This window comes from Roseivirga sp. YIW32 (assembly GCF_057219245.1).
Map to the genome: position 1 here is coordinate 614,981 of NZ_JBXVVG010000001.1, position 23,980 is coordinate 638,960.

18 protein-coding genes are annotated in these 23,980 nt (G+C 45.1%); 5 read left to right on the forward strand and 13 right to left on the reverse strand.

What is annotated here, in order from left to right:
• Positions 1-94: 94 nt before the first annotated feature.
• The gene (locus tag AC2D6U_RS03075) at positions 95-2,164 is read left to right on the forward strand and encodes a hypothetical protein (RefSeq protein ID WP_484719471.1); all 2,070 of its coding nucleotides are present in this window, start codon (positions 95-97) and stop codon (positions 2,162-2,164) included.
• On the opposite strand, the gene AC2D6U_RS03080 is transcribed toward AC2D6U_RS03075, so the two are convergent.
• Both AC2D6U_RS03080 and AC2D6U_RS03085 read right to left on the reverse strand, forming a co-directional pair.
• Positions 2,161-2,679: a paraquat-inducible protein A gene (locus tag AC2D6U_RS03080; RefSeq protein ID WP_484719472.1), complete on the reverse strand. Its 519-nt coding sequence runs from the start codon at positions 2,677-2,679 to the stop codon at positions 2,161-2,163. The genes AC2D6U_RS03075 and AC2D6U_RS03080 overlap by 4 nt on opposite strands.
• Before the next feature lie 115 nt (positions 2,680-2,794).
• The gene (locus AC2D6U_RS03085; protein WP_484719473.1) at positions 2,795-5,230 is read right to left on the reverse strand and encodes a zinc-dependent metalloprotease; all 2,436 of its coding nucleotides are present in this window, start codon (positions 5,228-5,230) and stop codon (positions 2,795-2,797) included.
• Positions 5,231-5,334: 104 nt separating this feature from the next.
• Between AC2D6U_RS03085 and AC2D6U_RS03090 the strand changes: the two genes are divergently transcribed.
• The gene (locus AC2D6U_RS03090; RefSeq protein WP_484719474.1) at positions 5,335-8,280 is read left to right on the forward strand and encodes a S9 family peptidase; all 2,946 of its coding nucleotides are present in this window, start codon (positions 5,335-5,337) and stop codon (positions 8,278-8,280) included.
• Between the two features lie 114 nt (positions 8,281-8,394).
• On the opposite strand, the gene AC2D6U_RS03095 is transcribed toward AC2D6U_RS03090, so the two are convergent.
• The 7 genes from AC2D6U_RS03095 to AC2D6U_RS03125 all read right to left on the reverse strand — a co-directional run bounded on the left by AC2D6U_RS03095 (position 8,395) and on the right by AC2D6U_RS03125 (position 15,644).
• Positions 8,395-8,592, reverse strand: coding sequence for a hypothetical protein (locus AC2D6U_RS03095; protein WP_484719475.1), 198 nt, complete (start codon positions 8,590-8,592; stop codon positions 8,395-8,397).
• A gap of 684 nt (positions 8,593-9,276) precedes the next feature.
• Positions 9,277-11,499 carry a heavy metal translocating P-type ATPase gene (locus AC2D6U_RS03100; RefSeq protein WP_484719476.1) on the reverse strand — a complete coding sequence of 741 codons (2,223 nt, stop codon included), beginning with the start codon at positions 11,497-11,499 and terminating at the stop codon, positions 9,277-9,279.
• A 265-nt stretch (positions 11,500-11,764) separates the two neighbouring features.
• Positions 11,765-12,235: a heme-binding domain-containing protein gene (locus AC2D6U_RS03105; RefSeq protein ID WP_484719477.1), complete on the reverse strand. Its 471-nt coding sequence runs from the start codon at positions 12,233-12,235 to the stop codon at positions 11,765-11,767.
• 87 nt (positions 12,236-12,322) lie between these two features.
• The gene (locus AC2D6U_RS03110; protein WP_484719478.1) at positions 12,323-13,657 is read right to left on the reverse strand and encodes a hypothetical protein; all 1,335 of its coding nucleotides are present in this window, start codon (positions 13,655-13,657) and stop codon (positions 12,323-12,325) included.
• Positions 13,658-13,667: 10 nt separating this feature from the next.
• The gene (locus AC2D6U_RS03115) at positions 13,668-14,261 is read right to left on the reverse strand and encodes a hypothetical protein (RefSeq protein ID WP_484719479.1); all 594 of its coding nucleotides are present in this window, start codon (positions 14,259-14,261) and stop codon (positions 13,668-13,670) included.
• Between the two features lie 2 nt (positions 14,262-14,263).
• Positions 14,264-15,034 (reverse strand): anti-sigma factor family protein, encoded by a 771-nt coding sequence (locus AC2D6U_RS03120; RefSeq protein ID WP_484719480.1) that lies wholly within the window; start codon positions 15,032-15,034, stop codon positions 14,264-14,266.
• Positions 15,024-15,644: an RNA polymerase sigma factor gene (locus AC2D6U_RS03125; RefSeq protein WP_484719481.1), complete on the reverse strand. Its 621-nt coding sequence runs from the start codon at positions 15,642-15,644 to the stop codon at positions 15,024-15,026. The genes AC2D6U_RS03120 and AC2D6U_RS03125 overlap by 11 nt, the downstream gene beginning before the upstream one ends.
• Before the next feature lie 165 nt (positions 15,645-15,809).
• Between AC2D6U_RS03125 and AC2D6U_RS03130 the strand changes: the two genes are divergently transcribed.
• Positions 15,810-16,373, forward strand: coding sequence for a YceI family protein (locus tag AC2D6U_RS03130; protein WP_484719482.1), 564 nt, complete (start codon positions 15,810-15,812; stop codon positions 16,371-16,373).
• An 83-nt stretch (positions 16,374-16,456) separates the two neighbouring features.
• Complete coding sequence (locus tag AC2D6U_RS03135; RefSeq protein ID WP_484719483.1) at positions 16,457-17,047, forward strand: hypothetical protein; 591 nt, start codon at positions 16,457-16,459, stop codon at positions 17,045-17,047.
• A 29-nt stretch (positions 17,048-17,076) separates the two neighbouring features.
• On the opposite strand, the gene AC2D6U_RS03140 is transcribed toward AC2D6U_RS03135, so the two are convergent.
• From AC2D6U_RS03140 to smc, 3 genes are read right to left on the reverse strand one after another with little or no spacing between them, the layout of a single operon-like run.
• Positions 17,077-17,919, reverse strand: a complete 843-nt coding sequence (locus AC2D6U_RS03140; RefSeq protein ID WP_484719484.1) for a cyanophycinase — start codon at positions 17,917-17,919, stop codon at positions 17,077-17,079.
• Positions 17,916-18,593 (reverse strand): SGNH/GDSL hydrolase family protein, encoded by a 678-nt coding sequence (locus tag AC2D6U_RS03145; RefSeq protein WP_484719485.1) that lies wholly within the window; start codon positions 18,591-18,593, stop codon positions 17,916-17,918. Before AC2D6U_RS03145 ends, AC2D6U_RS03140 begins: the two co-directional genes overlap by 4 nt.
• 37 nt (positions 18,594-18,630) lie before the next feature.
• The gene (gene smc, locus AC2D6U_RS03150) at positions 18,631-22,164 is read right to left on the reverse strand and encodes a chromosome segregation protein SMC (RefSeq protein ID WP_484719486.1); all 3,534 of its coding nucleotides are present in this window, start codon (positions 22,162-22,164) and stop codon (positions 18,631-18,633) included.
• Positions 22,165-22,231: 67 nt separating this feature from the next.
• On the opposite strand from smc, the gene AC2D6U_RS03155 reads away from it, so the two are divergent.
• Positions 22,232-22,687: a hypothetical protein gene (locus tag AC2D6U_RS03155; protein WP_484719487.1), complete on the forward strand. Its 456-nt coding sequence runs from the start codon at positions 22,232-22,234 to the stop codon at positions 22,685-22,687.
• On the opposite strand, the gene AC2D6U_RS03160 is transcribed toward AC2D6U_RS03155, so the two are convergent.
• A complete protein-coding gene (locus AC2D6U_RS03160) occupies positions 22,684-23,979 on the reverse strand; it encodes a M56 family metallopeptidase (RefSeq protein ID WP_484719488.1) in 1,296 nt (431 codons plus the stop codon). The two genes, AC2D6U_RS03155 and AC2D6U_RS03160, sit on opposite strands and share 4 nt — an antisense overlap.
• Between the last annotated feature and the right edge of the window lies 1 nt (position 23,980).

The window sequence follows — 23,980 nt, forward strand, 5'->3', positions numbered from 1 at the left end:
CTTATGCTTTTGAAATCAAGGCGTATGACAATTTATTCATTTCGTGGAAGTGATGTTCTTTAAAAAGCCACTTATCTTTAAGAAAATACCCCACATGAGAACTGCTTTATTCCTGATCTGCTTCTTTTTAGTCTTTACAGTCGCTTCCCAATCAACTGAGCCCCTCGGTTGGCCACGAATATTGACTACTGAAAAAGGAAAAGAAATCACCTTGTATCAGCCCCAATTGAATGGATTGGTTGGAAAAACCATAGAAGGACGCATGGCCATTAGCGCTAAGGATGACGAGGGAGAGTTGCTATTCGGTGCGGTATGGTTAAAAGCCGAATTGGCAACTGATTTTGACGCGGGCATTGCTGTGTTCGAAGACATTCGTATTGAGCAGACCAAATTTCCGGAGGAAATACCAGAAGATAAAATAGATCAGTTGAAGGTGTTTTTGGTGGAGGGCATCACCAATTGGAATCCGGAAATCAGTATTTCAAGCTTGAAAGCGAGTTTGGCCGACCTTGAATTAGCAGGTTCCGGAGTTCAAGGTCTGAATCATGAAGCGCCAGCCATCTACTACAGAGCGAATGATGCTGTGCTTTTGATCATTGATGGAGACCCTATCTTGAAGGATGATGTGAAAGGAAAAGTTGAATACGTTGTCAATTCACCCTTTTTTATCGCTCGAGAGAAAGGGGCAAATCGATACTATTTACGAGGAGGTGATTTTTGGTATCAATCCGAATCGATCGTTACGGGCTGGGAATCGGTCGAGCGTGTCCCAAAGGCCATTTCGACCTTTGCTAGTGAGAATGCTCCCGAGGAAGAAGAAGGTGAGGAAGAAGAATCACCGAATTCACCACCTGAGCTCATTGTGAGCACGGTGCCGGCCGAGTTGGTTCTTGTTGAGGGGGAACCGGATTACCAACAGATAAAGGAGACCAATCTATTGTATGTTAAGAATACGGAGAATGATATCGTTTTAGACATCAACCAGCAGCAACATTATATCCTCATTGCAGGTCGTTTTTACACCTCGAAATCATTAGCAGATGGCAGTTGGACATTCGTTGAACCCGGTGATCTTCCGGATGATTTTGCCAAGATTCCAGAGGAGGAATCGATCAGTTCGATAAAGGCTAGTGTTCCCGGGACCATCGAATCGAAGGAAGCCTTATTGGAACAATCCATTCCTCAAACGGCCGAGGTAGACCTAGATAAGACCATTGAAGTGACGTTTGATGGTGAACCGCAGTTCAAAGAGGTGACAGGAACAAAGGTTGCCTATGCGGAGAATTCACCACAAACGGTACTGAGGATAGAGGGCCAATATTACTGCGTAGATGAAGGGATTTGGTTCACTTCCACTTCTGCAAAAGGCACCTATAAGGTGTCTACAGAGCGTCCCGCTGAAGTGGATGATTTACCTGCGGACAGTCCTGTTCATCATGTCAAGTACGTGTATGTCTATGAGACAACGCCAACAGTGGTATATGTGGGCTATACGCCGGGGTATTATCATTCTTATGCCTATGGTGGTGTGGTGGTGTACGGAACAGGTTGGTATTACAGGCCATGGTACGGCGCTTATTATTACCCAAGGCCGGTAACCTATGGTTTTGGCGTGCATTGGAACCCTTATACCGGATGGGGTTTTAGCGTAGGCATTAGCTATGGCTGGATCGGTTGGGGTTTTCATCCTTATTATCGACCGTATTGGGGTCCAAGAGGATTTTATCCAGGCTATCGACACGGTTTTTACCACGGGTATCACCGAGGCTATGCAGCGGGTTACCGTGCCGGCTATCGTGCCGGGCAAAGACGAAGCCTCTACAACAATCGGAATGGCGTTCGAACGATGAATAATCAAAATTATCGAAGTCAGCTCAAGAATCGCCCAAATGCAAATAATCGAACCAGGCCAACGACTAAACCCAGTTCGCGACCCAACAACGTCTTGGCCGATAAGAATGGGAATGTTTTTCAGCGAGACAATAAGGGGGCTTGGAACAATGCCAACAGCAACAGAAAAAATATCGGTAATGGCACCAAGGCAAGACCTTCGACTGGACAAAGTCAGCAGCTCAACCGTTCCTTTAATAACAGACAGCAGCTCAACAGAGGCAGTATCAATAGAGGAGGGGCTGCGAGAGGCGGCGGTCGCAGGAGGGGTTAGCTGATGAAGTTGCCTCCTTGGGCTTTGATGTCTTTTACATCGATCACCTGAATCGCCAGCAATGAAATGATGCAGTAAGCCGTGAAGTAATAAAGACCCTCCATTACTTGTGAATTGATGCCTTCATCAGATGAGGTGCCCAAATAAGCCAAAAAGGTAGCGACGACAAAGACGTCGGCCATTGACCATTTGCCAATAAGGGCAACAAAGTTGTAGGCGTTCAATCGAAACTTCCAGTTTTTGAACGCTAAAACGATGAAAAGAATGACGGCCTTAAGGACAGGCACCACCACCGAAAAGATCAATATCATGGTGGCGACAAACGCATTGTCGTTATCGTAGAGCAATTCGATCCCCGTCACGACACTTTGCGTTCTGTTGTACAGCTCGATCTCTCCTAGAAGAGGGATGCTTGCACCTACTTTGATGTTTAGGATCGGTAAGGTGAGTCCCGGATAAAGGCAAATGAGCGATAGGACGATCAGACTTAGGCCTACAATGTTTCTTTTTGTCATGCTGTTCTTTCTCTCAGTTCAGACGTCTGGTTTGCTATAAAGTAACCAAGCCAATGAAAAAAGCTACTGCAAGGGAGATCGAGACATCCCTTGCAGTAACTTTAGTTGAATTAGTTTAATTGTTCTCAAAGGTACACCAATCCATGAGATCGGTGCCAATCGGAGAGCCGTCTGGAGGGCTTAAGGCACTCACGGTCTCGTACTCTGCCGGATCTTCCAAGAATTGATTGATCTTATGTACCTGAGCCAACATAAAGGCTTTTTGTATGCCCACCTCTTGTTGAGGCTCATAGGTCGACCATTCCATTAGCTTATTCATGGCAATGGCACGTGCAGTGGCAGACGCTTGACGGTTAGCCGCCAAACGCATCAGGGCCGTGGTGAATTGATCGATCACCGCACGATTCAATTCTTGCTGATAGCCATTGGTTAGACTTGCGGAATTGATGGCATTATTGATCATTTCTATGGTTTCGCTTAGTCCTAATTGTTCATTATCCATGGCTTTTTGCTGGACCAATCGGGTGGCCCGCTGCGGATTGAAAATATAGCTCATGACCGCACCTGCAATGGTTTCGCCTGGAGCTACCGGGTCAAAGGTCGATCCCGTGCGCACATTAAAGGTTTCACGATTTCGTCCGAAGCCTGGTGGGCGCGGAGGAATCATGGCAATGATCTGCTCTGGAAAGGCAAGATTTGCCGGTTGAACCGTATTGATCAACGCCTGAAGTGCGGCTTCCTGTTCTGCCCTTGGCACCACCCGTTGGACAGGCTGGCTGTCGCCTCGCAATTTGTAGTTGTAGTAGGTGCCACCGATTGCTTTTACTGCTCCCTCCAACTGATAGCGATGGATCATGTACATCGGTACTAATACTTCTTCTAGTACGGCCATTGGGGCGCCTACAGGAATATTCTTTTCAGAGAAGTTATTCAATACTTGCGCTCTGATCTCCATCAGTCGATTCAATTCGTCAGCGGCACTCTTTCCATTATCCCAAAGATGTGCGTAAGGGTGCGCACTACTGATAGGTCTGGAGTCAGCGTCAGTGATGTAATAGAGTTCGTTTTTGATCTGCTGTTCGATCAAGTCGTTCAATGCCTTGTCTTCGTTGGTGCCAGCAGGGAAATCCTGATAACCCCAAGTAATGGCCGCTTTGTCCCATTCCCCGATGCCCACATCATAAGCGTTGTCTAGGCTGATCTTCCCATTGCGTAGTTCAATCAGCGGATGCGGATAGTCCATTACCGAGGCACGATCGTTGTAGCTTGAAGCGTAATTGTGATTCAAGCCAATAGTGTGTCCCACTTCATGAGCAGATAGCTGTCTCAGTCTCGCTAATGCCATTTTGAGTAATTCAGGATCTGGTGTCGTTCCATTCTCATAGGGTGTCAATAAACCTTGAGCGATCAAGAAATCTTGTCTCACCCTCAATGAGCCTAAACTTACATGGCCTTTGATGATCTCACCTGTTCTTGGATCTGTAACGGACGAGCCATATGACCAGCCACGTGTTGAACGATGCACCCATTGGATCACATTGTAACGCACATCGAGTGGGTCTGCACCAACGGGCATTTCTTCGACCAAAAATGCATTTTCATAGCCGGCGGCTTCAAAGGCTTGATTCCACCAGCGAGCACCTTCGATCAAGGCTGATTTGATGGGTTCAGGAGCTCCTCTGTCTACATAGTATCGGATGGGCTCTACCGCCTTACTTTTTTTCGCTTTAGGATTTACCTTTTCTAAGCGATGTCTTCTGGCAAATTGCTTGACAATATTGGATTCAATCGGTGTGGCGTAATCTAAATAGCTGATGGCTCCGTAGCCACTTCGTGGATCAGCTTTTCGTGGTTCGTAGTCATTATCTGGTAGCTGAATCAGCGAATGGTGCATACGAACGGTCACGTTGCTTGATGTGGGTGTCACAGAACGAATGTAGCCGCCTGTCGCTTGTCCAACGAAGGTGATCGTTGCTTCCAATTCGGTGTTTTGGGGGAAGTTCTTAAGCATAGGAGGGTAGATGGCTGATTTACCCGCGTCCATTCGGTAGTTTCCCTGACGACTCCTGCTGAGGCTTGAGGCCACCCCATGGGCATCATCGAGCAGCATAGGACTGAGGTCGATCAGTAAGTTCCCGTTTGATTCGGCTTCGATTTTAAATCCGAATAGGACCGATTCGGCAAAGGCCTCTTTTACGGCTCGTACTTCATCGGCATTGTCTGAGTTCGCCCGGTAGCGATAGTTTGGTTGAACCATGAGTACCTTCGGTCCGACACGTCGGAATTCCACAATCCGCGTGTCACCCAATTGGCCCCGATCAAGGCCAATGTCATTCGAACCGATGCCTGCTGAAAGTGAATTGACGTAAAGAAATTCGGTGTCTAGTTTATCGATTTCCAACCAGACCTTTCCAGCTTTTTCGTCCCAATAGAAGTTGAAATAGCCCTCTCGCTTTTCAAAGTCTTTGGTTTTTTCATCGATGCTCGTTTGAGCGATAACTGCCGCTCCTAACAGGTAGAATACAGCAAATAGTATTGTTTTCTTGTACATAATGCAGTTTTAATGCGTGAAGAGCCATGAATATAATAAGTCTTTGTAAACACCACCAGACCTTTATATTTGTAAGACTCACTATGCACAAAGAATAAAAAATTATGAGAAAACTAAGCTACCTATTCGTGCTTTGCTTGCTAAATGCGGCAGTTTTTGCCCAAAAGCAGGCCATGACCCATGATGTTTATGATGATTGGAAAAGTATACAAACGGTAAACCTAAGCAAGGATGGTAATTGGGTTGCCTATCGCATTGCGCCACAAGTAGGCGATGCCGTTTTGGAATTGAAAAACCTGAATTCCGACGAGGTCATCACCATCGATCGTGTATCGCGCTATGCGTTCAGTGCAAATTCACAATTTGTTGCAGCAGAGGTTAAACCTGCTTATGCCGAGGAGCGTGTGCTTAAACTGAAGAAAACTGCGAGCAGTAAAATGCCAAAAGATTCACTCTATATCGTCAATCTGAGCAATGGTGAAATGACGAAGATCGCACGAGTGAAAAACTATCAGCTACCAAGTGATTCTGAGGAATGGATCGCCTGGTTGCATGAAAAACCCTTAGCAGAGAAGAAGCCTGCTAAGAAGGCAGAAGCGCCTGAGGAAGACAACAAGAAGAAAAAGAAAAAGAAGCGCAAGAATAAAAAAGAGGAAGTAGAAGAAGTAGCGGAGGAGCCGGAAGATCCAAGAGCGAAGTCCAAAGGGACAGAATTGGTGCTTTTCAACATGGCAAGTGGTGAAAAGCGGTCTTTTACGGGTGTTATGGAATATGCCCTTGCCGATAATGGCGGGTATTTATTCTTTGAATACGACGAGGTAGATTCTTTGAATCCATCAGGTATCCATGCCATGAATACCGCTAGTGGCGAATTGATAACGCTGAGCACAGGCATGGAAAGCTATAAAAAAATGTCCATGACCGAAGATGGCAAGCGCATGGCCTTTTTTGCCACAGCAAACGACAAAGACGACGACCACCAGTATTACAGCCTAATGCACTGGATGGAAGGCGATAGCGAGGCACAAATTGTGGCGGATACGCTTTCCAAAGGACTTCCAACGAATTGGATGGTCAGTGATAACAGCAGTATTCGATTCTCTGAGTCGGGCGAACGACTTTATTTTGGAACAGCACCTCGCCCAGTCGATTACGACTATGAAACTGATACAACCATCTTGAAGGAGGAGCGTCCCGGTGTAGATGTGTGGTCATATTTCGATCCATATATCCAGCCGATGCAAAAACTACAGGCAGGAAGAGAAAGAAATAGAAGCTATGAAGCACTTCTTGCAGCAGATGGTGCTATTGTTCAACTGGAAGATCCTGAATTGGAATCGGTCTATGTCGATTATGACAACGACTGGGATTATTATTTGGGAATGGACGACAAAGCATCTCGTGTACAGTATACCTGGGATACACAATTACCGAGAGATTATTACAAGGTAGATGTCAACACAGGCGAACGTACCTTGATCGAAGAGGGCATCATTGGATTTGCGTCCATGTCACCAGGCGGGAATTACATGACCTGGTTCAATTCAGAAGATGGCCACTGGTATGCGAAAAATATGGCATCGGGGACAACGCGCAATTTGACATCCGATATGGAGGTCTCTTTCCAAAATGAATTGCATGATTCACCATCTTTGGCGGGAGGCTATGGTGCTGCTGGCTGGACAGAAAATGATCAGCGTTTCATTGTCAACGACCGCTATGATCTCTGGGCGATTGACCCTGCGGGCATGAGTGATCCTGTGAACTTGACTCAAGGAGCAGGACGCGCAAACAAAATTGTTTATCGCTACACCAATTTAGATAGAGAAGCAGATTTTATTGATACTTCTGTACCAGCTATACTTTCCGTTTTTAATGAATGGACAAAGGCCTCTGGTTATGCCAAAGGCGATTTGGCCAACGGATCTACTCCAACGAATATTTTGGTAGAGGACATGAGTGTTAGTGGATTGACGAAGGCTGAAGAGGCAGAGCGCGTCATGCTGAGGAAATCGACCTACGAAGAATACCCAGAGATCTATGTTGCCAACAGTATCGATGCGATTCCAACCGCAAGAAAGATCACGGACCTGGATGCACAAGAGGATCCTTGGAATTGGGGGACAGCAGAATTGATCGAATTTGAATCCGGTTACGATGGTGAAGTGATGCAGGCCATCATGTACAAGCCAGAGAATTTCGATCCGAATAAAAAGTACCCGATGATCGTGTATTTCTACGAAAGAAGATCCAATTCATTGCATAGTCATCCTAGCCCGGCACCAAGCGCATCAACGATCAATATTCCTTACTATGTTAGTAATGATTATGTGGTCCTTGTACCGGACATTAAGTATGAGATCGGTCACCCGGGACGTTCGGCTGAGAATCACGTGATTCCGGCAACTAAAGCGGCTGTCGCCAAAGGATTTATTGACGAAACTAAAATGGCGATCCAGGGACAAAGCTGGGGAGGTTACCAAGTGGCTCACTTGGTCACAAAGACAAATATTTACGCAGCTGCGGGTTCCGGTGCCCCAGTGTCCAATATGACCTCTGCCTATGGTGGTGTCCGTTGGGGTTCCGGTATGAGCCGTATGTTCCAGTATGAAAAGACGCAGTCAAGATTAGGAGCTACCCTTTGGGAACGACCTGACCTTTACATTGAGAATTCTCCTATCTTCTCAGTACCTGATATCGAAACGCCATTATTCATCATGCACAATGATGCCGATGGAGCGGTGCCTTGGTACCAAGGGATCGAGTTTTACATGTCGTTGAGAAGGTTGCAGAAGCCAGCATGGATGGTTGTCTATAACGACGAAGCCCATAACTTGCGTGAGCGAAGAAATCGAAAGGATCTTTCGATCAGAATGGGTCAATTCTTCGACCACTACCTCAAGGGAGAGCCAATGCCAGTATGGATGGCAAAGGGCTTACCTGCTACGTTAAAGGGGAGAACGCTGGGATATGAGTTGACGGATGAAATGCCACCGCAAACCATGAAAGAGGGCGAAAGCTTGAACATGGAGAAGGGGAATAATAATTAGGAGAATAGTGCCTGGTGCTCAGTGCCTAGGTTATTCGAAATAGAAAATACTAAAGCCGGGGAAACCCGGCTTTTTTTGTCTTGTCTTTTCAATTCAATTCAAAAATTGATTTTACTAAAAGTTCGCACCACTTTGTTCGAAAATACGGATAGCGTAAAATACCAAAATAGAAATTCCAATAAGAGGTAAGATCACTCTAACCACTCTATTTCCTTTCTCCGGTGTTCGAATGATTTGAATTATTAAGCTTATGCCATAAATGATCGCAGCAATGATTGCGATCTCGAGAAAGATGAATTGTGTGTTTATCATAGAAAAAAGATAATAAATGTTGTTCACACATAAAGACGCGATTGGCTTTTTCTGCCCTTGTTGGTGTTGTCACCAACAAGTTTCCATCTCAAGTTTATGATGTTGGTGACAACACCAACATCGGCACATGAATATCATTATTTTATTAAACCGAACTTATAGTGCAGACGTGGCTTCTGACCTGTGCTACTTGGTTAAATAGGTCGCCAAGGGCGAGGATGACTTGTGATATAAATTCCCCTCCATGCGAAGGAGGGGCTAGGGGTGGTAGATAACAATTTATATTTCTTCGCCCTTGTTGGTGTTGTCACCAACAAGTACTAATCTCAAGTTTATGATGTTAGTTACAACACCAACATCGGCACATGAATTTCATTATTTTATTAGACCTAACGTAAAGTGCGACTGTAGCTTCTGAACTGTTCTACTTGCTTAAATAGGTCGCTAAGGGCGAGGACCACTTCTGATATAAATTCCCCTCCATGCGAAGTAGGGGCTAGGGGCGGTAGATCACTCATCATGTAAATATGCATACGTTTCAAACCTGCTTTCCGCAGGCAGGCGCGCTAACCGTGAGTACTTTTTTGGAGATTCTTCAGTCGTCCTTCGTCCTCTTTCTGAATGAGGATAGGTGATAAGGGTTGGTCACCGTGAAGCAAGCTCTAGCGGTATAAAAATCTGCTATTATAGCTTCACAGACTTCAATCTCAAGCTATTCAGCACAACAGAGACTGAACTAAAAGCCATAGCGGCACTCGCGATCATGGGATTCAACATGAATCCATTGATCGGGTAAAGCAAACCAGCGGCGATCGGAATGCCGATCACGTTATAGATAAACGCCCAAAACAGGTTTTGCTTGATGGTGTTGACGGTCTTAGAAGAAAGCTTTAACGCACGCGGCACCGCATCCAAATGTTTGCCGATCAAAGCGATCAGTGCAACATCTAAGGCAATATCAGATCCACTTCCCATGGCCATGCTCACATCTGCCACAGCCAGGGCTTCTGAGTCATTGATGCCATCTCCCACCATGGCTACGGTGTTGCCTTTGCTTTGTAGTCGTTTGATGAATGCCGATTTATCTGAAGGAAGCAATTCTGCTTTGACGTTTTCAATACCTAACTCATCCGCTACGGCTTGAGCTGACTGGCGATTATCCCCGGTTAATAGATATGTAGAGATGCCCTGTCGATGCAATTGGTCAATCGCCGATTTGCTTTCTTGTTTGACCGGATCTTCGATGGCTAAGATGGCTAAGGCTTGGGTGTCATTCGCAAACCAAACGATGGTTTTTGATAGTTCCTCCCAAGTGTTGGCTTGTGTTATTAAGTGCTCGTCGATGGTGATGCTATGTTCAGTAAGTAAGCCCTTTTTACCAATATAAAAACGTTTACCCAGGTAACTTGCCGACATGCCAGAGCCCGTAATGCTTTGGAAATCTTCGGCTTTTAGCTCACCGGTTAATCTTCCTTCAAAGGCGTTGACAATGGCATCTGCCAGCGGATGTTCCGAATGCTTTTCTATGGTCACCAATAGGTCACTCTGTTCCTTCGCTTGCTCATTGAGCCATTCGATACCAACAACTTTAGGAGCGCCGACCGTCAATGTGCCCGTTTTATCAAAGACCACCGCATTCACTTTATGGGCCAATTCGAGTGATTCAGCATCTTTAATGAGGATCTGGTGCTGCGCCCCTTTTCCAATCCCTACCATCAAGGCGGTAGGAGTGGCTAATCCAAGCGCACAGGGACAGGCGATCACGAGCACGGAGATGGCAGCCAGCATGCCTTGCACGCTGGCATCGGCTCCACCGAAGATCAACCATCCGGCAAAGGTCAGAAGCGCGATACCCAGCACTATCGGAACGAAAACGGCTGCTATTTTGTCTGCCAGGCGTTGCACAGGTGCTTTTGACCCTTGGGCTTTTTTGACCATCGTTAAGATCTGGCCAAGCACGGTCTCTTTTCCTGTCTTTTCCACGCGATAGGTAAGGCTGCCCTTTTGGTTGATGGTGCCTGCAAATAGCTTTTTTCCAGCGGTCTTTTCGACAGGAACGGGTTCCCCGCTGATCATGCTTTCGTTTACAAAAGAACTGCCTTCGATCACTTCACCATCTAGAGCAATGTTTTCACCGGGTTTGACGACCAAGATGTCCTCCGGTTTGATCTCTTTTAATGGCGTATCGACTTGTTGACCATTGGTTATGCGATGGACGATTTTTGGCTGCAAGGACATCAGTTTTTCAATGGCTGTACCCGTTTTGGATTTGGCGCGTTCTTCCAAGAATTTACCCAATAGGATGAAAGTGATGATCACCGTTGCCGCTTCGTAATACACGTGCGGTTCGAAACCATTCAGCAGCATGAACTCAGGAAAGACCGTATTGAAAAGACTGAACACAAAAGCGATTCCCGTACTCAAAGCGACGAGGGTGTCCATATTTGCCGTTCTATTCAGTGCTTGTTTGAAGGCATTTTGATAGAACTGTCGACCAAATATAGCCATTACGGGAGTGGCAAAGGCAAGCGATATCCATGGACCATAGGCCATCTCCGGTAGTAACATACCGATCACAAAGACAGGCAAGGTGAGAACTGAAGCACCGATCAAATTGGTGCGAATGGCTTGATAACGTTTTTGCTGCTCACGCGCGAAGAGCTCTTGTGATTCGTCTTCATCTTCAGCAATGACCAATCCATAGCCAACCGCTTCGAGTGCTTTAGCCAAGGCCTTCTCATCCACTTCGGCATCCAATGCCAATGTTGCTTCATGTGTCCCGAGATTCACCTCGGTTTGGTGTACTCCCGGCTGTGCTTGTAACGTTTTTTCGACTGAGTTAACACAAGCCGCACAGGTCATTCCGGTAACGGGGAGGGTAATGGTTTTGATCTTTTGATCGGTCATGCGTTGTTAACAGAAGTATAGAATAAAAAGTGTCCTAAAAATAGAGTTCAATTTTGTAAGACACAGTCAGTTTACCAAATAAGTGTGTTGTCTGGGACCGTTAGTTTTTACAGAGGTTTGAGATAGTTAAAAAAGGACGGCAAAACATAAAAAAAGAGCCAACTTCTGATGACTCATTTACCTTTCCTCTCAGTTACTTTGTTTCTTTTAATAGTCTTAGCAAGAGTTTTCCTGTACACGAGGAAATGCATTCTAACAAGAATGATTATTCTTCGCCTGTAAGGTCGATTTTACTGCGCTCTGCATTTACCCAGGCCTTTAGCATGTCGAATTGCGCTTGGGTCAAACGGGCATCAGGATGCATCGTGCGATAAGCGGCCAAGGGCATTTCACCAGCCTCGACTTCTTCAATGATCTCTTCTAATTTGTGGTCTTTTTTCTTTTCAGAGTATGTGCCCCATTCTGAGAAATTCAGATGGCTTCTTCCGTCTTCAATGTGGTCAGCCAAGGACCAACTAATTGGGGCTACGTTAAAGTACCAGGGGTAACGGGGTTGGTTGGAATGACAATCGTAGCAATTTGATTTCAAAAAAGTTGTCATTTCACTGTTCACCTGTAGAATTTCGATAATATCGTTTTCCGTAAGAGGGGAGGCAATGCGTTCTGGTCTATTGATGAATTGAATGAGCACCAAAACCACGAAAATACCTAAGCCGATGTATTTGACTGTCTTCATGCATGAATGTAAACAAAAGGTGAAATCCAAAAAAGAGGAAAATAAAAAAAGCCCGGTGACCAACCGGGCTCTTGTGTGTGACACAATCTAGTTTTGTCCTTGGATTTTTCTTACCACCTCTTCCGCTTTTTCCAACGCTTCCTGTATGGCTCTTTCTTCAAACACTGCCGGGAAGTCTGAGGAGCTGGATTGACTCAGGGTTTTCGTATCAATAGATGCTGCTGCTTTTTCAAGTGTGATACCCCCTTTGGCATAATCCTCGATTAGCTTTTTTGGAATGATCATTTGGATGCTACGGGGTAACGACGATTTTCGGAACCCGTTGCTGAGGTCTATGTTAACGATGATCACTTCATCTGGTTTCACACTTCTTAGCGTTCTGCCATATTCTAATATGTTTTCCTTAAGGGTTTGCTGAAACTCCTCAAAAGCTTCTAATAACTCCTCCTCGTTTTCTTCCTCGTCGGCCATGCTGCCGGTAACTACAGTGGTCCCAGAACTCCTCCTCGATGAAGTAGAGGTCACTCTACCGTTGACCACCTGACCTCCGGATGACATTGTGATGGTAGTGGCGCCACCACCTCCTTGATAGAACTTAAGGTTATACATCAGGCCAAAATCTTCAAAGTAAGTGTACGATGTTCTGCCTCTTCTTTTGATTTTTCCATCGGCCATGTTGTTGAATAGGTTGTCCATAATCCCAGCCATGATCTTAATGTCCGGTGCATCAGTCGCCGATGCGTCAACCGTTTTGACGTTGATCTTCGCTTCAAGGGCCTTTTGGTCCAATTTTCCAGAAAGGAAATCATCCAGATCCTTTTTGCTCACCGTACTGATCATTCGTTTGCTTGACTTGTCGTTCCTATTAGAGAAATAGATGGATTGAGCTGTATTCTTATCTTTTTCAGATACTCTGTATTCTACAAGAAATGTATAGTCAATGTTCAATGTTACCTGTTCACTTGAAGATAATTCGCTCAATAAGCTGGCATAGTTGGCCATAAACAGCAATGATTTTTCTCGAAGGTCTTCTTCAAGCCCCTTGTTGATCTCATCCACTGTTTTTTCTTCATCCATTTCGGCTTGACGTCTTGCAATCACTTGTTCTCTCATGATGACTTCTCCAAAGCCTCTGTTGTTAGACATGGTGAACATGACACCCTTTTTTGGGATATAAATACCCTCTGCAACCGAGCTGCTGTAAAAGTCACTTTCGCGCTGATTGAACATGTCATTGAGCACGTTTTTAAGGATCTCAATGTCGCGATCCATTTTAGGGAGCTTGCTCAGGTCTTGCGCATTCTGTCCAAAAAGAGATGTGGCTCTATACCCATCCACCACAACAGGCACTTGACCAAAAAGGCCGAAGCAGGAGAGTAGGAGGATACACAGGATGGTGTTTTTACGTTTGTTGTTTTTCATTTGTTGATATTTAGAGTGGTTTTACTTCTTTTTTAAATGCTTTTATTAGCTTGTTTGACGCGTCATTTTGTCCAATCAATTCGTTCAATGATTGCGCATTGAGACTCAGAATAAGCTGATAATGTCTTCGTTTATTCGCTTCGGTCAACTCGTTAGCGGTTGCATCAGCTACCTTGAAAGCGAAGCGATAATCTTCCTCGGCCTTTACTTTGGGCAAGTAGTTATGAAAGTCTTCGATGAATTGGGATAGACAGTTCATCAGACGATCTTGCTGTAACCCAATGACCTCATTGGAGTAAAAGGTGTCAAGCAGCTGCTCGTCGTCTGTAGGAGTCCATTTCGACTGATTATCCAAAAAGATGCGTGCATTGACTGTTTCAATCTCGACGAAAAGGCCTTCGCCTGAACGGTAAGCGATAGTAATTCCTTCCACGCGATTGAGCAGCGGGGCTTCATTCCAGTGGTTGAGATGGTTTTGAAGTGCCACTCGAGTGATCTCGCTGTCGCGCTCCATGGCATCAAAGGCCTTGCTCTTCTGCGCTTGTGAGGTCATGGCGAAAAACCAAGTCCAGGTGATTATCAGATAGGTTGCGTTGTTGACCATGCTTATTTGTTGTTAAGGCTTGCGATGACCGCATCGAGTCGATCAGAAAGTCTGATCAATTCATCTTCGATGTCTAATTGGTTGCCAATGGTGGCGTCTTCCAATTCATTGAATGCGGCTTGAATACTTTGTAAGTCTTCGATGCGTTGGGCTTCAAAATTGTTTGAAAAGGTGATCACTAATTCTCGCATGACCTCTCTGTAATTCGCCTCTAAGTTTTCACTCAGGTTGAGCATATCGTCTACTAAGGCTTGTTTTTCGGCAGCATAGACCAATTTAGGCTGTTCAGTGATCGAGGCTTGGATCACATCGAACTGTCGATTCAATGAGTCTTTCTCTTCGCGCATATAAGCCATGAACTGATCAATGGTTTCTTGTTTTTCTTGTCTGATCAATTCTGTCACTTGTTCTTCAGAAAGACCTTGATTGATCTCTTGATAGCCGATGAAGAATCCCTCTTTGGAATAGCTAAGGCCAAAATTGGATTGCCAGGCGAAAGTCAAAAGCAGTAATAAACTAGCAGCAATTCCAACGAAGGGACGCCAGTAAGCCCATTCACTTTTACCTGAAACCGGCATGTTGACCGACATATCTTCAGGAAGAGCTTCATCTTCCCATTCACTCAAAAGGATGCGTGTATCGCTTAATGCCTGAAGGCGTTCCTTTTTTTTAGGATGTGCCTTGAGGTACCTAGCGATCTCTATCGTCTCTTCTTGAGAAGCTTCGCCGTATAAATAGGCGATCAATGCTTCGTCTGTTGGTTTAAAGCTCATAATGAATGTTTTCTCTTGTGATTTTCCATTCCTCAAGGCGTTGCCTGAGGCTTCCTAATGCGTAATAAAGTCTGGACTTTACCGTGTTCTCTGAGATATCCATCGCTAATGCGATCTCCCGAATCTTCAACCCCTCGTATTCTTTCATGATGACGACCAATCGCTGCTCCTCGGGTAGTGTACCCAAGGCTTTCTTCAGCAAGGCTTTGAGTTCTTGGTTACCATAGGCACTTTCAGGATTTCCGAGGTGCCCAATTTGTACTACCGCTGCGATCTGTTGCTGGTCCTTGTCCTTTTGCACCTTCATAAAAGGCAACACCCATTTTTTGGATTGCCGTCTGACCTCCTCGTGGCAATAGTTGGTGGCTATGCGGTAGAGCCAAGGTTTAAATCGTTGGTTGTCATTGAGTTTATTCAAATTCTTGTTCATCGAAATGAAGGTCTTCTGTGTCACTTCCATGGCCTGGTCATGATCATTGAAGTATTTCAATGCAAAATTGTAGATGCGTTTCTGCCATAATTTGATGAGTTGGTTGATGGCCACTACATCTCCGTTACGTGCTGCAGTGATCAGGAAATCAGATGATGGCATAAGGTCTACTTGTTTCATTTTCGACTTGTCATGTGTATGATGCGCTCAGTTGGCAAAAAGTTTGATGAAGTTCAGAAAACTTCATGGATGTTGAAAACATAAGGTAAGTCATTCACTTTGATGACCACAATGGATTGAAATTTGCCCTAACCTTACTAATTTGTTGTCTTAAATTTTTATGTCATGAAGCAGTTCAAGAACTATTTATTCATTCTCGCATTTTTCTCTTCTTTTGGCCTTTTGGGGCAAACGCAGTACGAGTTAGCTGCCGCTGGAAATAAAATTCAAGTGATCGGTACATCTAATCTGCACGATTGGGAATTGGTTTCTGAGCAAGTAAAAGGCAACGCTGAGCTTTATGTGGAAAACGGTAAGATCACGGGCATTAAAAAGGTGGTGATCACGCTAGAAACCACTTCACTGGAAAGTGAAAAGAATGGCTTGAATAAGAACGCTTATAGGACAATGAATGCAGAGGCGAATCCAATCATCTCCTTCATTGCTTTCGACATGGGCCCTAACGGCGAAGCCAGTGGTATCTTGAATGTCGCAGGTTATGATAAAGACATCGATTTTGCCTATACCTATGAGTTCAAGGAGGGAAAGCTATTTGTCTATTGTGAAAGTGATGTGACCTTTTCAGATTTCGATATGCAGGCACCTAGTATTTTGGCCGGTACCATCAAAACGGCCGAAGATGTTCAGCTAAAGATGCAATTCGTACTGGAAAAGTCTTCAAAACCATGACATAAGTCAATCGTTTGCATGACGCCTATCAAATCAATTGCCAGATAGGTCTGGTAATTTCATCACAACAAAAGGAAAGCGTCATGAAGAAATTAAGAATAGTCGGTTTAGTTCTTTCCTGTTTTGTGGTTCTTACCCTACAAGCACAGGAAAAATATGTTATTGTTCCGGACGCCGGTCATATGGTGTTGAGTGGTACTTCCAATACCTCTGATTGGATGTTAAAGTCTTCTCAGTTGGAAGGGGATGCACAGCTTGTTGTGAAGGAAAACAGCCTGACCAATATATCGAGGGTCATCATCAACGTAGATGCTGAGACCATTGCCAATGAGAACAATAAACGCATGAGCAAAAAAGCGCATAAGGTATTGAGGGCTGATGAGAATCCTACGGTTACCTTTTTTGCCTATGGCTTTTCTAAGATCGGAAACGGACCGAAAAAGATCAAAGGGAACATCAGTATCGCCGGTAGAAATGCTGACATACTGTTTGAATTTACATCTCGAATTGAAGATGGTGTAGTTTGGATCATTGCCGAATCAGATCAGGCAAAGTTTAGCGACTTTGGATTAGAGCCTCCTGAAGATTTTGGTGGTGCCATTAAGTGTCACGACGAAATGAAGATTCAGGTGCAGCTCCCGTTCATGCTGCCGGATGAAGCACAATCAAACTAGACCCAAAAAGCCTCGGAACGAGGCTTTTTTTATCGCTCTACTTTTCTTGTCCGCATGTTGTATTTCCCCCCTTTGCGGAGCAAATGAAAGCGATCTTGGTTAGCAGCGTTTTTGACAAAAGCTCCTTTCGTTTGGTCCCAATGCGTACCGTCATAGATCAGGACATAGCTTTGACCGATCACCTCAAAAGAATTCCCCGAAACCAGCATGGCTGTGTTCTCATCGATCGCAATGCCCAATAGCTCGGGATAGGTGTTGATGATTTCGAACATGTCGTAGTGACGGTTTCTTGCCAGTGTATGTTGGTCGATCGCGATGTTTTTGACAAAGGCCATTCCTTCTTCATGATCGCCCATCATGATGGTATTCGTTCGAGTGTCACCACGTGCGAGATAGGAGCCTTGGATAGTTGCTCCCGCAGATGAGCCGCCGATCACGCCACCTCGACTCAATAGATCATCTAGTTTTTTATGCACCAAGGTATTCAAGTAAGCGTCGGCTAATCGCCACTGACGTCCTCCTGGAAAATAAACCCCACCGGCTTCGTCGATGACACCTGCAAAAGCTTCCGTGTTGGCTTCCGCCGGATCTGTGGTATGCAAAACGGAGACCTTAGCAGCCCCTCGGGCTTTCCATTGCTTGATCAGGCCCGCTTTTCGCTGCTCGTCAACGTCATAGCCTCCTGCCGTCGGAATGACGACTACATGGGCTTTTCCTTTGCCGCCCGCCAGCTCAATGAATTGATTGAATACCGCAGTATCGCGCAAAGCTCCACCGGCAATGATCAAATGTCCATTTTCAGGTCCGGTGGTTTGAGCGTTCACCGTCATACACAAGAGTGCGATAACAGTCGTTAGAATAAGTCTTTTCATTGCTTCACTTGGTTAATGACCTCCTGATAGAACAACTCCACCCATCGTCGGTACATTATTCCTGAAGGATGAAGACGGTCTGAGGCAACAAGTTCAGGTGACGTTTTTGCCTCTCTGGAAATGGGAGTGATGTCGTAGTAGGCGATATCGTACCGTTCGCAGATCTCTTTTGATACCGCATTGTATTGATCTAAGGCTTTTCCGATCTCCTCTTCTTTCGCGGCCCCAAAAGGAGTTTTTCCATAATCGGGAATTGAAACGACAAAAACGTTGGATTTGACTCCACCGGCTTGTGCGATGGCCATTTGGAGCAATTCTTCAAATTCGGGGGCAAAACTTTCGACCGATCGACCTTGGTACTGATTGTTAACGCCGATCAACAAGGAAACCATCTCATAAGGTGTTTTCAAATCATTTGCATCTTCGATGGCCTGCTTCAACTGATCGGTCCTCCAACCTGTAGTGGCAATGATGCGAGGTGCCTGCACCGATATGCCATTCTCAGTCATTTTTTTTGCCAATTGTACGGGCCAGCGTTGGTCTTCAGCAACGCTTTCGCCAATGGTGTAGGAATCACCTAAGGCGAGAAAAGATAACGAATCGTCTTGCATGATGTCTGAGCTTGCGGCGCAGCCACAGAAGGCTGCTACCATGAAAATAAGAAAATACCTCATGTGAATTTTGTTGTGGTCGAATATAAACCTTAACCCATTAATCTGCCAACTCTCTTAGGTCGACCGGTACAACACGGCTTACTCCTTGTTCGATCATGGTGATGCCATAGATGATATCGGTAGAGGCCATGGTGCGTTTGTTGTGTGTGACAATAATGAATTGCGACTCATTCGAGAACTTCTTAATGATGTTATTGAACTTGTCGATATTGGCGTCATCCAGAGGGGCGTCCACTTCATCGAAGATACAGAAAGGGGCTGGTTTCAATAAATAGATCGCAAAGAGGAGAGAAGTAGCTGTCAAGGTTTTTTCTCCTCCAGACAATTGGTTAATGGTCAATGGTCTTTTTCCTTTTGGTTTTGCCATGATCTCAATGGCCGATTCCAATGGGTTTTCAGGGTCTGTCAGTTTCAGGTCGCAATCGTCTTCGTCGGTGAACAGCGAGCGAAACACGTTAATGAAATTGTCTTTGATTTTCGCAAAGGCTTCCATGAAGGTTTCGCGTGCCACCGTATCGATCTCACTGATGGTGGTCATCAAGGAGTCTTTGGCTTCGACCAGGTCATCGCGTTGTTCGGTGATGAAAGTATGTCGCTGCTTGATCTCATCATAGGCTTCCATCGCCATAGGGTTGATAGGCCCCATGCGCTCTAGTTTGTCTCTTTTCTTGAGCACCGCAGCCTGCAGTTCTTCCACACTGCGGTCGTCCTCGGTTTCAACCGAAGAACGGAGGATCTCATCCAAGTCAATATTGAATTCAACAGAAAGCCTTTCTTTTACGGAATTGAGCTCAAGTTTCGTTTCGTTCAGCTTGTTCTGCAGCTCCATCAAGAGCATGTCTGCATTTTCTCTTTTGTGCTGTAATTCTCTTAAGGTTTTGTCTGCCACATCGATATCACCTCGGTGGGCATAATAGGCTTTTTCAGCTTCATTGACTCCTTTTTCAATGCTCTCTTTTTCATCGTACATGGCGATGAGTTCGTCCTCATTGGTTTCGGAATTGGCAATGAGATGCTTGATCTCGCCTTCATTTTTTTCTAGCTCTTGATGATTCTTTTCGATGCGCTGCTTGCTGCTTTCAAAGGCCGTTTCCTTGTATGCGATCTCTTGGATGATGCTCTCGAGCTTATTCTCTTTTTGATGGAACAGGATGTTCTGTTCATTGTAGACCTGCGATTTTTCTGTAAGCAGTTCGTTCTCTTTTTTCGCTTTAGAAGCCAACTCCTCTATGGTGGCTTCCAAATGGGAGAAGGCTTTTTCCTCTTCTTCGATTCGAGGTCGAATCGCTGTCAACTCGTCTTTGAGTGTGGCAATATTTTTACTGATGTCTTCACGCTTTGTGGCATGGTTTGAGAGCATCTGACTGATCTGCTCTTTCTTGGTCTTGATCGAGATATACTCACCATTGACTTGATTGTAAGCTTGCTGTAAGCCATCGATCTCAGATTTAAAGGTGTCTGCTTTTAGCCGAGCCAATTCCCGCTGCTTCTCATCAAGACGGTCTTTGATGTCAACGGATTGCGCTTCCAGTTTTTTGATCTCTTTTTGGAGCTTTTCGAGGTTTTTGGCACGTCCGATCCGTTTACCTTCGAATAACCCAACAGAACCCCCGGAAATACTGAACTTTCGTTTCGTATACTTACCACTCTCTGTGATGAAAACGGCTTCTTCGTCAATAGGGATCTCTCCAGGGCCTCCCTTTACGATGAAGACGTTCTCGAGGATGTGACTGATCAAGCGTTTGTACCTGGCGTCGTATTCAACGATCTCGGTTGCTGGAATGGCGTTATCAAAGATCTTGGAGCTTTTGGGTTCGTAGTGATCAAAAGCATCCAGAATGAAAAAATTGGCTTTTCCTCTCGAGGCATCGCTGAGGATATTGACCGCTTCAAACGCCTGGCGCTCATTGTCCACAATGTAGTAATTCATGTAGGACTCGAGGTAATTCTCGATGGTCACTCGGTATTTTTCATCGCAGGTTAAGACGTCGGACAGGAGGGGAGCCTGTTTATTCCAATTGGCTTTCTTTTTCAAGAACTTAATGGCTTCCGGAAAGCCTTCTAAGTTTTCAACCAAGGATTTGGTCAGATTGTATTCGTTGTTCTTGGCGTCGAGGGTCCTGCCGACTTTGGTCAGCTCTTCTCTGATCACCTGAATGGTCTCTTCCGTCTTTTGTGTGGTGTTGCGGTGTTTTTCTTCTTCCTTTTTCCGCTTGGTTAAATGGGCTTCTTTTTGTTCTAGTTCTACTTCGAGCTCTCTGATACGTTTATCAAAACTTTCAACGTGTTGTACCTGCTCTGTAGTATCGGTTTCAGTGCGTTCAAACTCAGTGGTTAGGGCATTCAATTGGATCTCTTTGATTTCTTGCTCTTTCCTGAGTTGATAGAGTTGTTCACGGTGTTGCCCCAGGGCACTGTTTTGGACTTGATAGGCTTGCTGATCTTTTTCGGCGATCTCTTTTTGCTCTTCGTACCCAATGCGCAATTCTGCTAATCTTTTTTCGACGGTCTTGACTTCCTGTTCTACCGTCTCTCGTTCGTTTTTCAGGCTATCCAAACTGAAAGAGGCCCGCTCATTACTTTTCTTGTCGGCTTCGAGTTGCTCTCTTAGGTTATCACTCTTATCCTCCAGAAAGGTCAAGCGTTCGTTCTTGATCTTTCGATCGCTTTCAAATTGCCTGATCTTATGTACATGCTCATTCAAGCTACGCTGACGCGATGCCAGTAGCTTTTCTTTGGTCACTAGATCCGCTTTCCCTTTCTCGATCTGCGCTTCTTGAGTGGCGATTTTTTGAGTGATCTCGAGCTTTTTGTCGTTCTCTTGGGTGAGCTGTTTTTCAATGTTCAGCTGCTTTCCCTTTTTGTCGGCTACAGCTTTGCATGCGTAGGCTACGCTCTCTGCCTTGTATTCCTCTTTGATCTGGTAATAGCGCTCGGCCTGCTTGGCTTGTTTTTCCAGTGACTTGAGGTTTTTTTCGATCTCAAAAAGCAGATCTTCTACACGGTCTAAATCATCATCCGTGTCTTTCAGCTTTTTAAGTGTTTCCTTCTTGCGCTTTTTGAACTTTGAAATACCCGCAGCCTCTTCAAACAGCTCTCTCCTTGAATTGTCTTTGTCATTCAAGATGTCGTCGACCATTTTCAGTTCGATGATGGCGTAGCTATTGGAGGCAATTCCTGTATCCATGAACAGGTTGGTGATGTCCTTCAAACGACAACTCACGCCATTCAGCAAATACTCACTTTCACCAGATCGATAATAGCGCCGGGTGATCGTCACTTCCGTATATTCCGTAGGCAGCAGGTTTTTGGTGTTTTCGAAGGTCAAAGAAACCTCTGCTAGCTGGGTGGGTTTTCTCTTTTTGGTTCCATTGAAGATGATGTTCTCCATCTTCTCCGAGCGAAGCATCCGCGTTTTTTGCTCACCCAATACCCATCGGATGGAATCCACTACGTTGGATTTGCCGCAACCATTGGGCCCAACTATCCCTGTGATTCCTTCGTCAAAGTTGATCACAACGCGATCTCCAAAGCTTTTAAATCCCTTAATTTCGAGTTTGGTGAGTTGCATCCAGTAGCGGTTCTAACAGCGGGTATAGCTAGCAAAATTAGAATAAATCCTTAGATTTGCTAATACCATGGATTTCGACATTTCTACCCTTCTGTATATCCTTTTTGCTGTCATTTACTTCATTTTTTCCAAGGGAAAGAAAAAGCCGAAAAAGCAATCTCGCCCCAGTTCGAGGTCCAGCCAACCACAGCCGGCTGCTCCAGCTTCAGAGCCACAGAGACGTCCCACGTTTGAGGAATTATTTGAAGAGTTCACAGGGTTAAAGACGGTAGAGGAGAAGGCAAAACCGGAGCCAGTATTGGCACCTGCGGTAGTACCAGAGACAAGGCCTTTACCACGAAGAGAATCAAAAGCTGTTGTGAATGAAGGGCGTTCATCGCATCGTTCCATGGATTCAGATTTCGAACGATTCGAAGAGTTTGAAGAAGAGGCCCCTCAGCATGCATTCATCGATGACTTAAGAAATCCGGATACGGCACGCAAGGCGTTTATCTACTCCGAGATCTTCAAACGCAAGTATTAGCCTTTCTTGAACGTAATGGGTAAAGTGATTCGGCTATCGATTCGCTCACCATTCGCAACAGCAGGATTCCATAGACTTGAGCGTTCCAAGGCATGGATGATGGCCTTTTCTGTGTTGTAGCCTAATGCCTTGTCGAAATAAAGGTCTTCCAGCTTGCCACGTTTATTTACTGTGAAAGAGATTTTGACCTCTCCTTCGATATTCGCTGTTAGGGCAGCCTCCGGATATTGGATGGTTTGCTCCATGAAATTCATCCAATCTTGTACGCCGCCAATAGGACTCGCTGTGAGTTGGTAATTACTGGCCATCGCTTCTTGTTCCATTTCTCCCACCTGTATTTGGTTACTGATGTGAAGTGGCTCAAAAGAAAAGACGAAAAACAGCAGTGCGGCAGCAGGTATAGGAATAAAAAGTTTCAACCAACTGACACGTCGTTCTTTTTTCAGCATGTTGACCCGCTTGAGCACTTTATTCTTATTGAAGTGGCTCGCCAAGTCCATGCCCATTTTTTGAAAGACAATTCGCACCAACACATTCGTGTATTCACTGGCGCCTGTTTGCTTCGCCACGGCTCGATCTGCTGCATATTCATGAGCTTCTTCCAATAAGCCTTTGTAGAGATAGAGCAAGGGGTTGAACCAAAAGAGGGCTTTCAAAAGTTCGATAAAAATCACATCATAGGAATGCCCTTCGCGGATGTGAGCTTTTTCATGGTTGAGTATTTGGTCTTGCTCACGCGCAGTTAAGATCAATGAATCGTCCCAAAAGAGGTAATTGAAAAAAGCGAACGTTGGCAATGTGCCTTGCGTTTTTACGAGGAAATAGTTTTCCTTGTAACGCGTGTTATGTCTTTTGTACCAAATCACCTCTTTGATCGAACGGATGTGTCCAAACAATTGCAATGATTTGATCAATACACCTACAACGTACACCATGAGTAGAATTTCCCACCACAATAAAAATGGTCGTTGCGACTTAGCAGTAATGGTATAAGAGTAGGCTTTTTGTGCTTCAATGATCGGTTCATCGCTGACGCCATTGCCTACCTGATGTATCGAATTGAGGACGCCGGGTGTTTGACTCGGGTCATAATTGAAATTCATCAATGGAAAGCTGAACGAGAGTACCAGTGCCACCAAAAGAAATCCTCTGTTATAATGAAAGCTACGTTCTTTTCTAAGCAAGAAATGGTAGATCAGAAAGAATATCGCCAAGCAAGTGAGTGATTCTAAGGCGTAAATCACTGCTTCATTAAGCGATTCTAAGAGTTCTATGGTGGGGTGCTTCTGCATC

Excerpts from the sequence above, each read along its gene's own strand:
- AC2D6U_RS03075 (WP_484719471.1), top strand. The coding sequence starts at position 95 with ATGAGAACTGCTTTATTCCTGATCTGCTTCTTTTTAGTCTTTACAGTC.
- AC2D6U_RS03080 (WP_484719472.1), bottom strand. The coding sequence starts at position 2,679 with ATGACAAAAAGAAACATTGTAGGCCTAAGTCTGATCGTCCTATCGCTC.
- AC2D6U_RS03085 (WP_484719473.1), bottom strand. The coding sequence starts at position 5,230 with ATGTACAAGAAAACAATACTATTTGCTGTATTCTACCTGTTAGGAGCG.
- AC2D6U_RS03090 (WP_484719474.1), top strand. The coding sequence starts at position 5,335 with ATGAGAAAACTAAGCTACCTATTCGTGCTTTGCTTGCTAAATGCGGCA.
- AC2D6U_RS03095 (WP_484719475.1), bottom strand. The coding sequence starts at position 8,592 with ATGATAAACACACAATTCATCTTTCTCGAGATCGCAATCATTGCTGCG.
- AC2D6U_RS03100 (WP_484719476.1), bottom strand. The coding sequence starts at position 11,499 with ATGACCGATCAAAAGATCAAAACCATTACCCTCCCCGTTACCGGAATG.
- AC2D6U_RS03105 (WP_484719477.1), bottom strand. The coding sequence starts at position 12,235 with ATGAAGACAGTCAAATACATCGGCTTAGGTATTTTCGTGGTTTTGGTG.
- AC2D6U_RS03110 (WP_484719478.1), bottom strand. The coding sequence starts at position 13,657 with ATGAAAAACAACAAACGTAAAAACACCATCCTGTGTATCCTCCTACTC.
- AC2D6U_RS03115 (WP_484719479.1), bottom strand. The coding sequence starts at position 14,261 with ATGGTCAACAACGCAACCTATCTGATAATCACCTGGACTTGGTTTTTC.
- AC2D6U_RS03120 (WP_484719480.1), bottom strand. The coding sequence starts at position 15,034 with ATGAGCTTTAAACCAACAGACGAAGCATTGATCGCCTATTTATACGGC.
- AC2D6U_RS03125 (WP_484719481.1), bottom strand. The coding sequence starts at position 15,644 with ATGAAACAAGTAGACCTTATGCCATCATCTGATTTCCTGATCACTGCA.
- AC2D6U_RS03130 (WP_484719482.1), top strand. The coding sequence starts at position 15,810 with ATGAAGCAGTTCAAGAACTATTTATTCATTCTCGCATTTTTCTCTTCT.
- AC2D6U_RS03135 (WP_484719483.1), top strand. The coding sequence starts at position 16,457 with ATGAAGAAATTAAGAATAGTCGGTTTAGTTCTTTCCTGTTTTGTGGTT.
- AC2D6U_RS03140 (WP_484719484.1), bottom strand. The coding sequence starts at position 17,919 with ATGAAAAGACTTATTCTAACGACTGTTATCGCACTCTTGTGTATGACG.
- AC2D6U_RS03145 (WP_484719485.1), bottom strand. The coding sequence starts at position 18,593 with ATGAGGTATTTTCTTATTTTCATGGTAGCAGCCTTCTGTGGCTGCGCC.
- smc (WP_484719486.1), bottom strand. The coding sequence starts at position 22,164 with ATGCAACTCACCAAACTCGAAATTAAGGGATTTAAAAGCTTTGGAGAT.
- AC2D6U_RS03155 (WP_484719487.1), top strand. The coding sequence starts at position 22,232 with ATGGATTTCGACATTTCTACCCTTCTGTATATCCTTTTTGCTGTCATT.
- AC2D6U_RS03160 (WP_484719488.1), bottom strand. The coding sequence starts at position 23,979 with ATGCAGAAGCACCCCACCATAGAACTCTTAGAATCGCTTAATGAAGCA.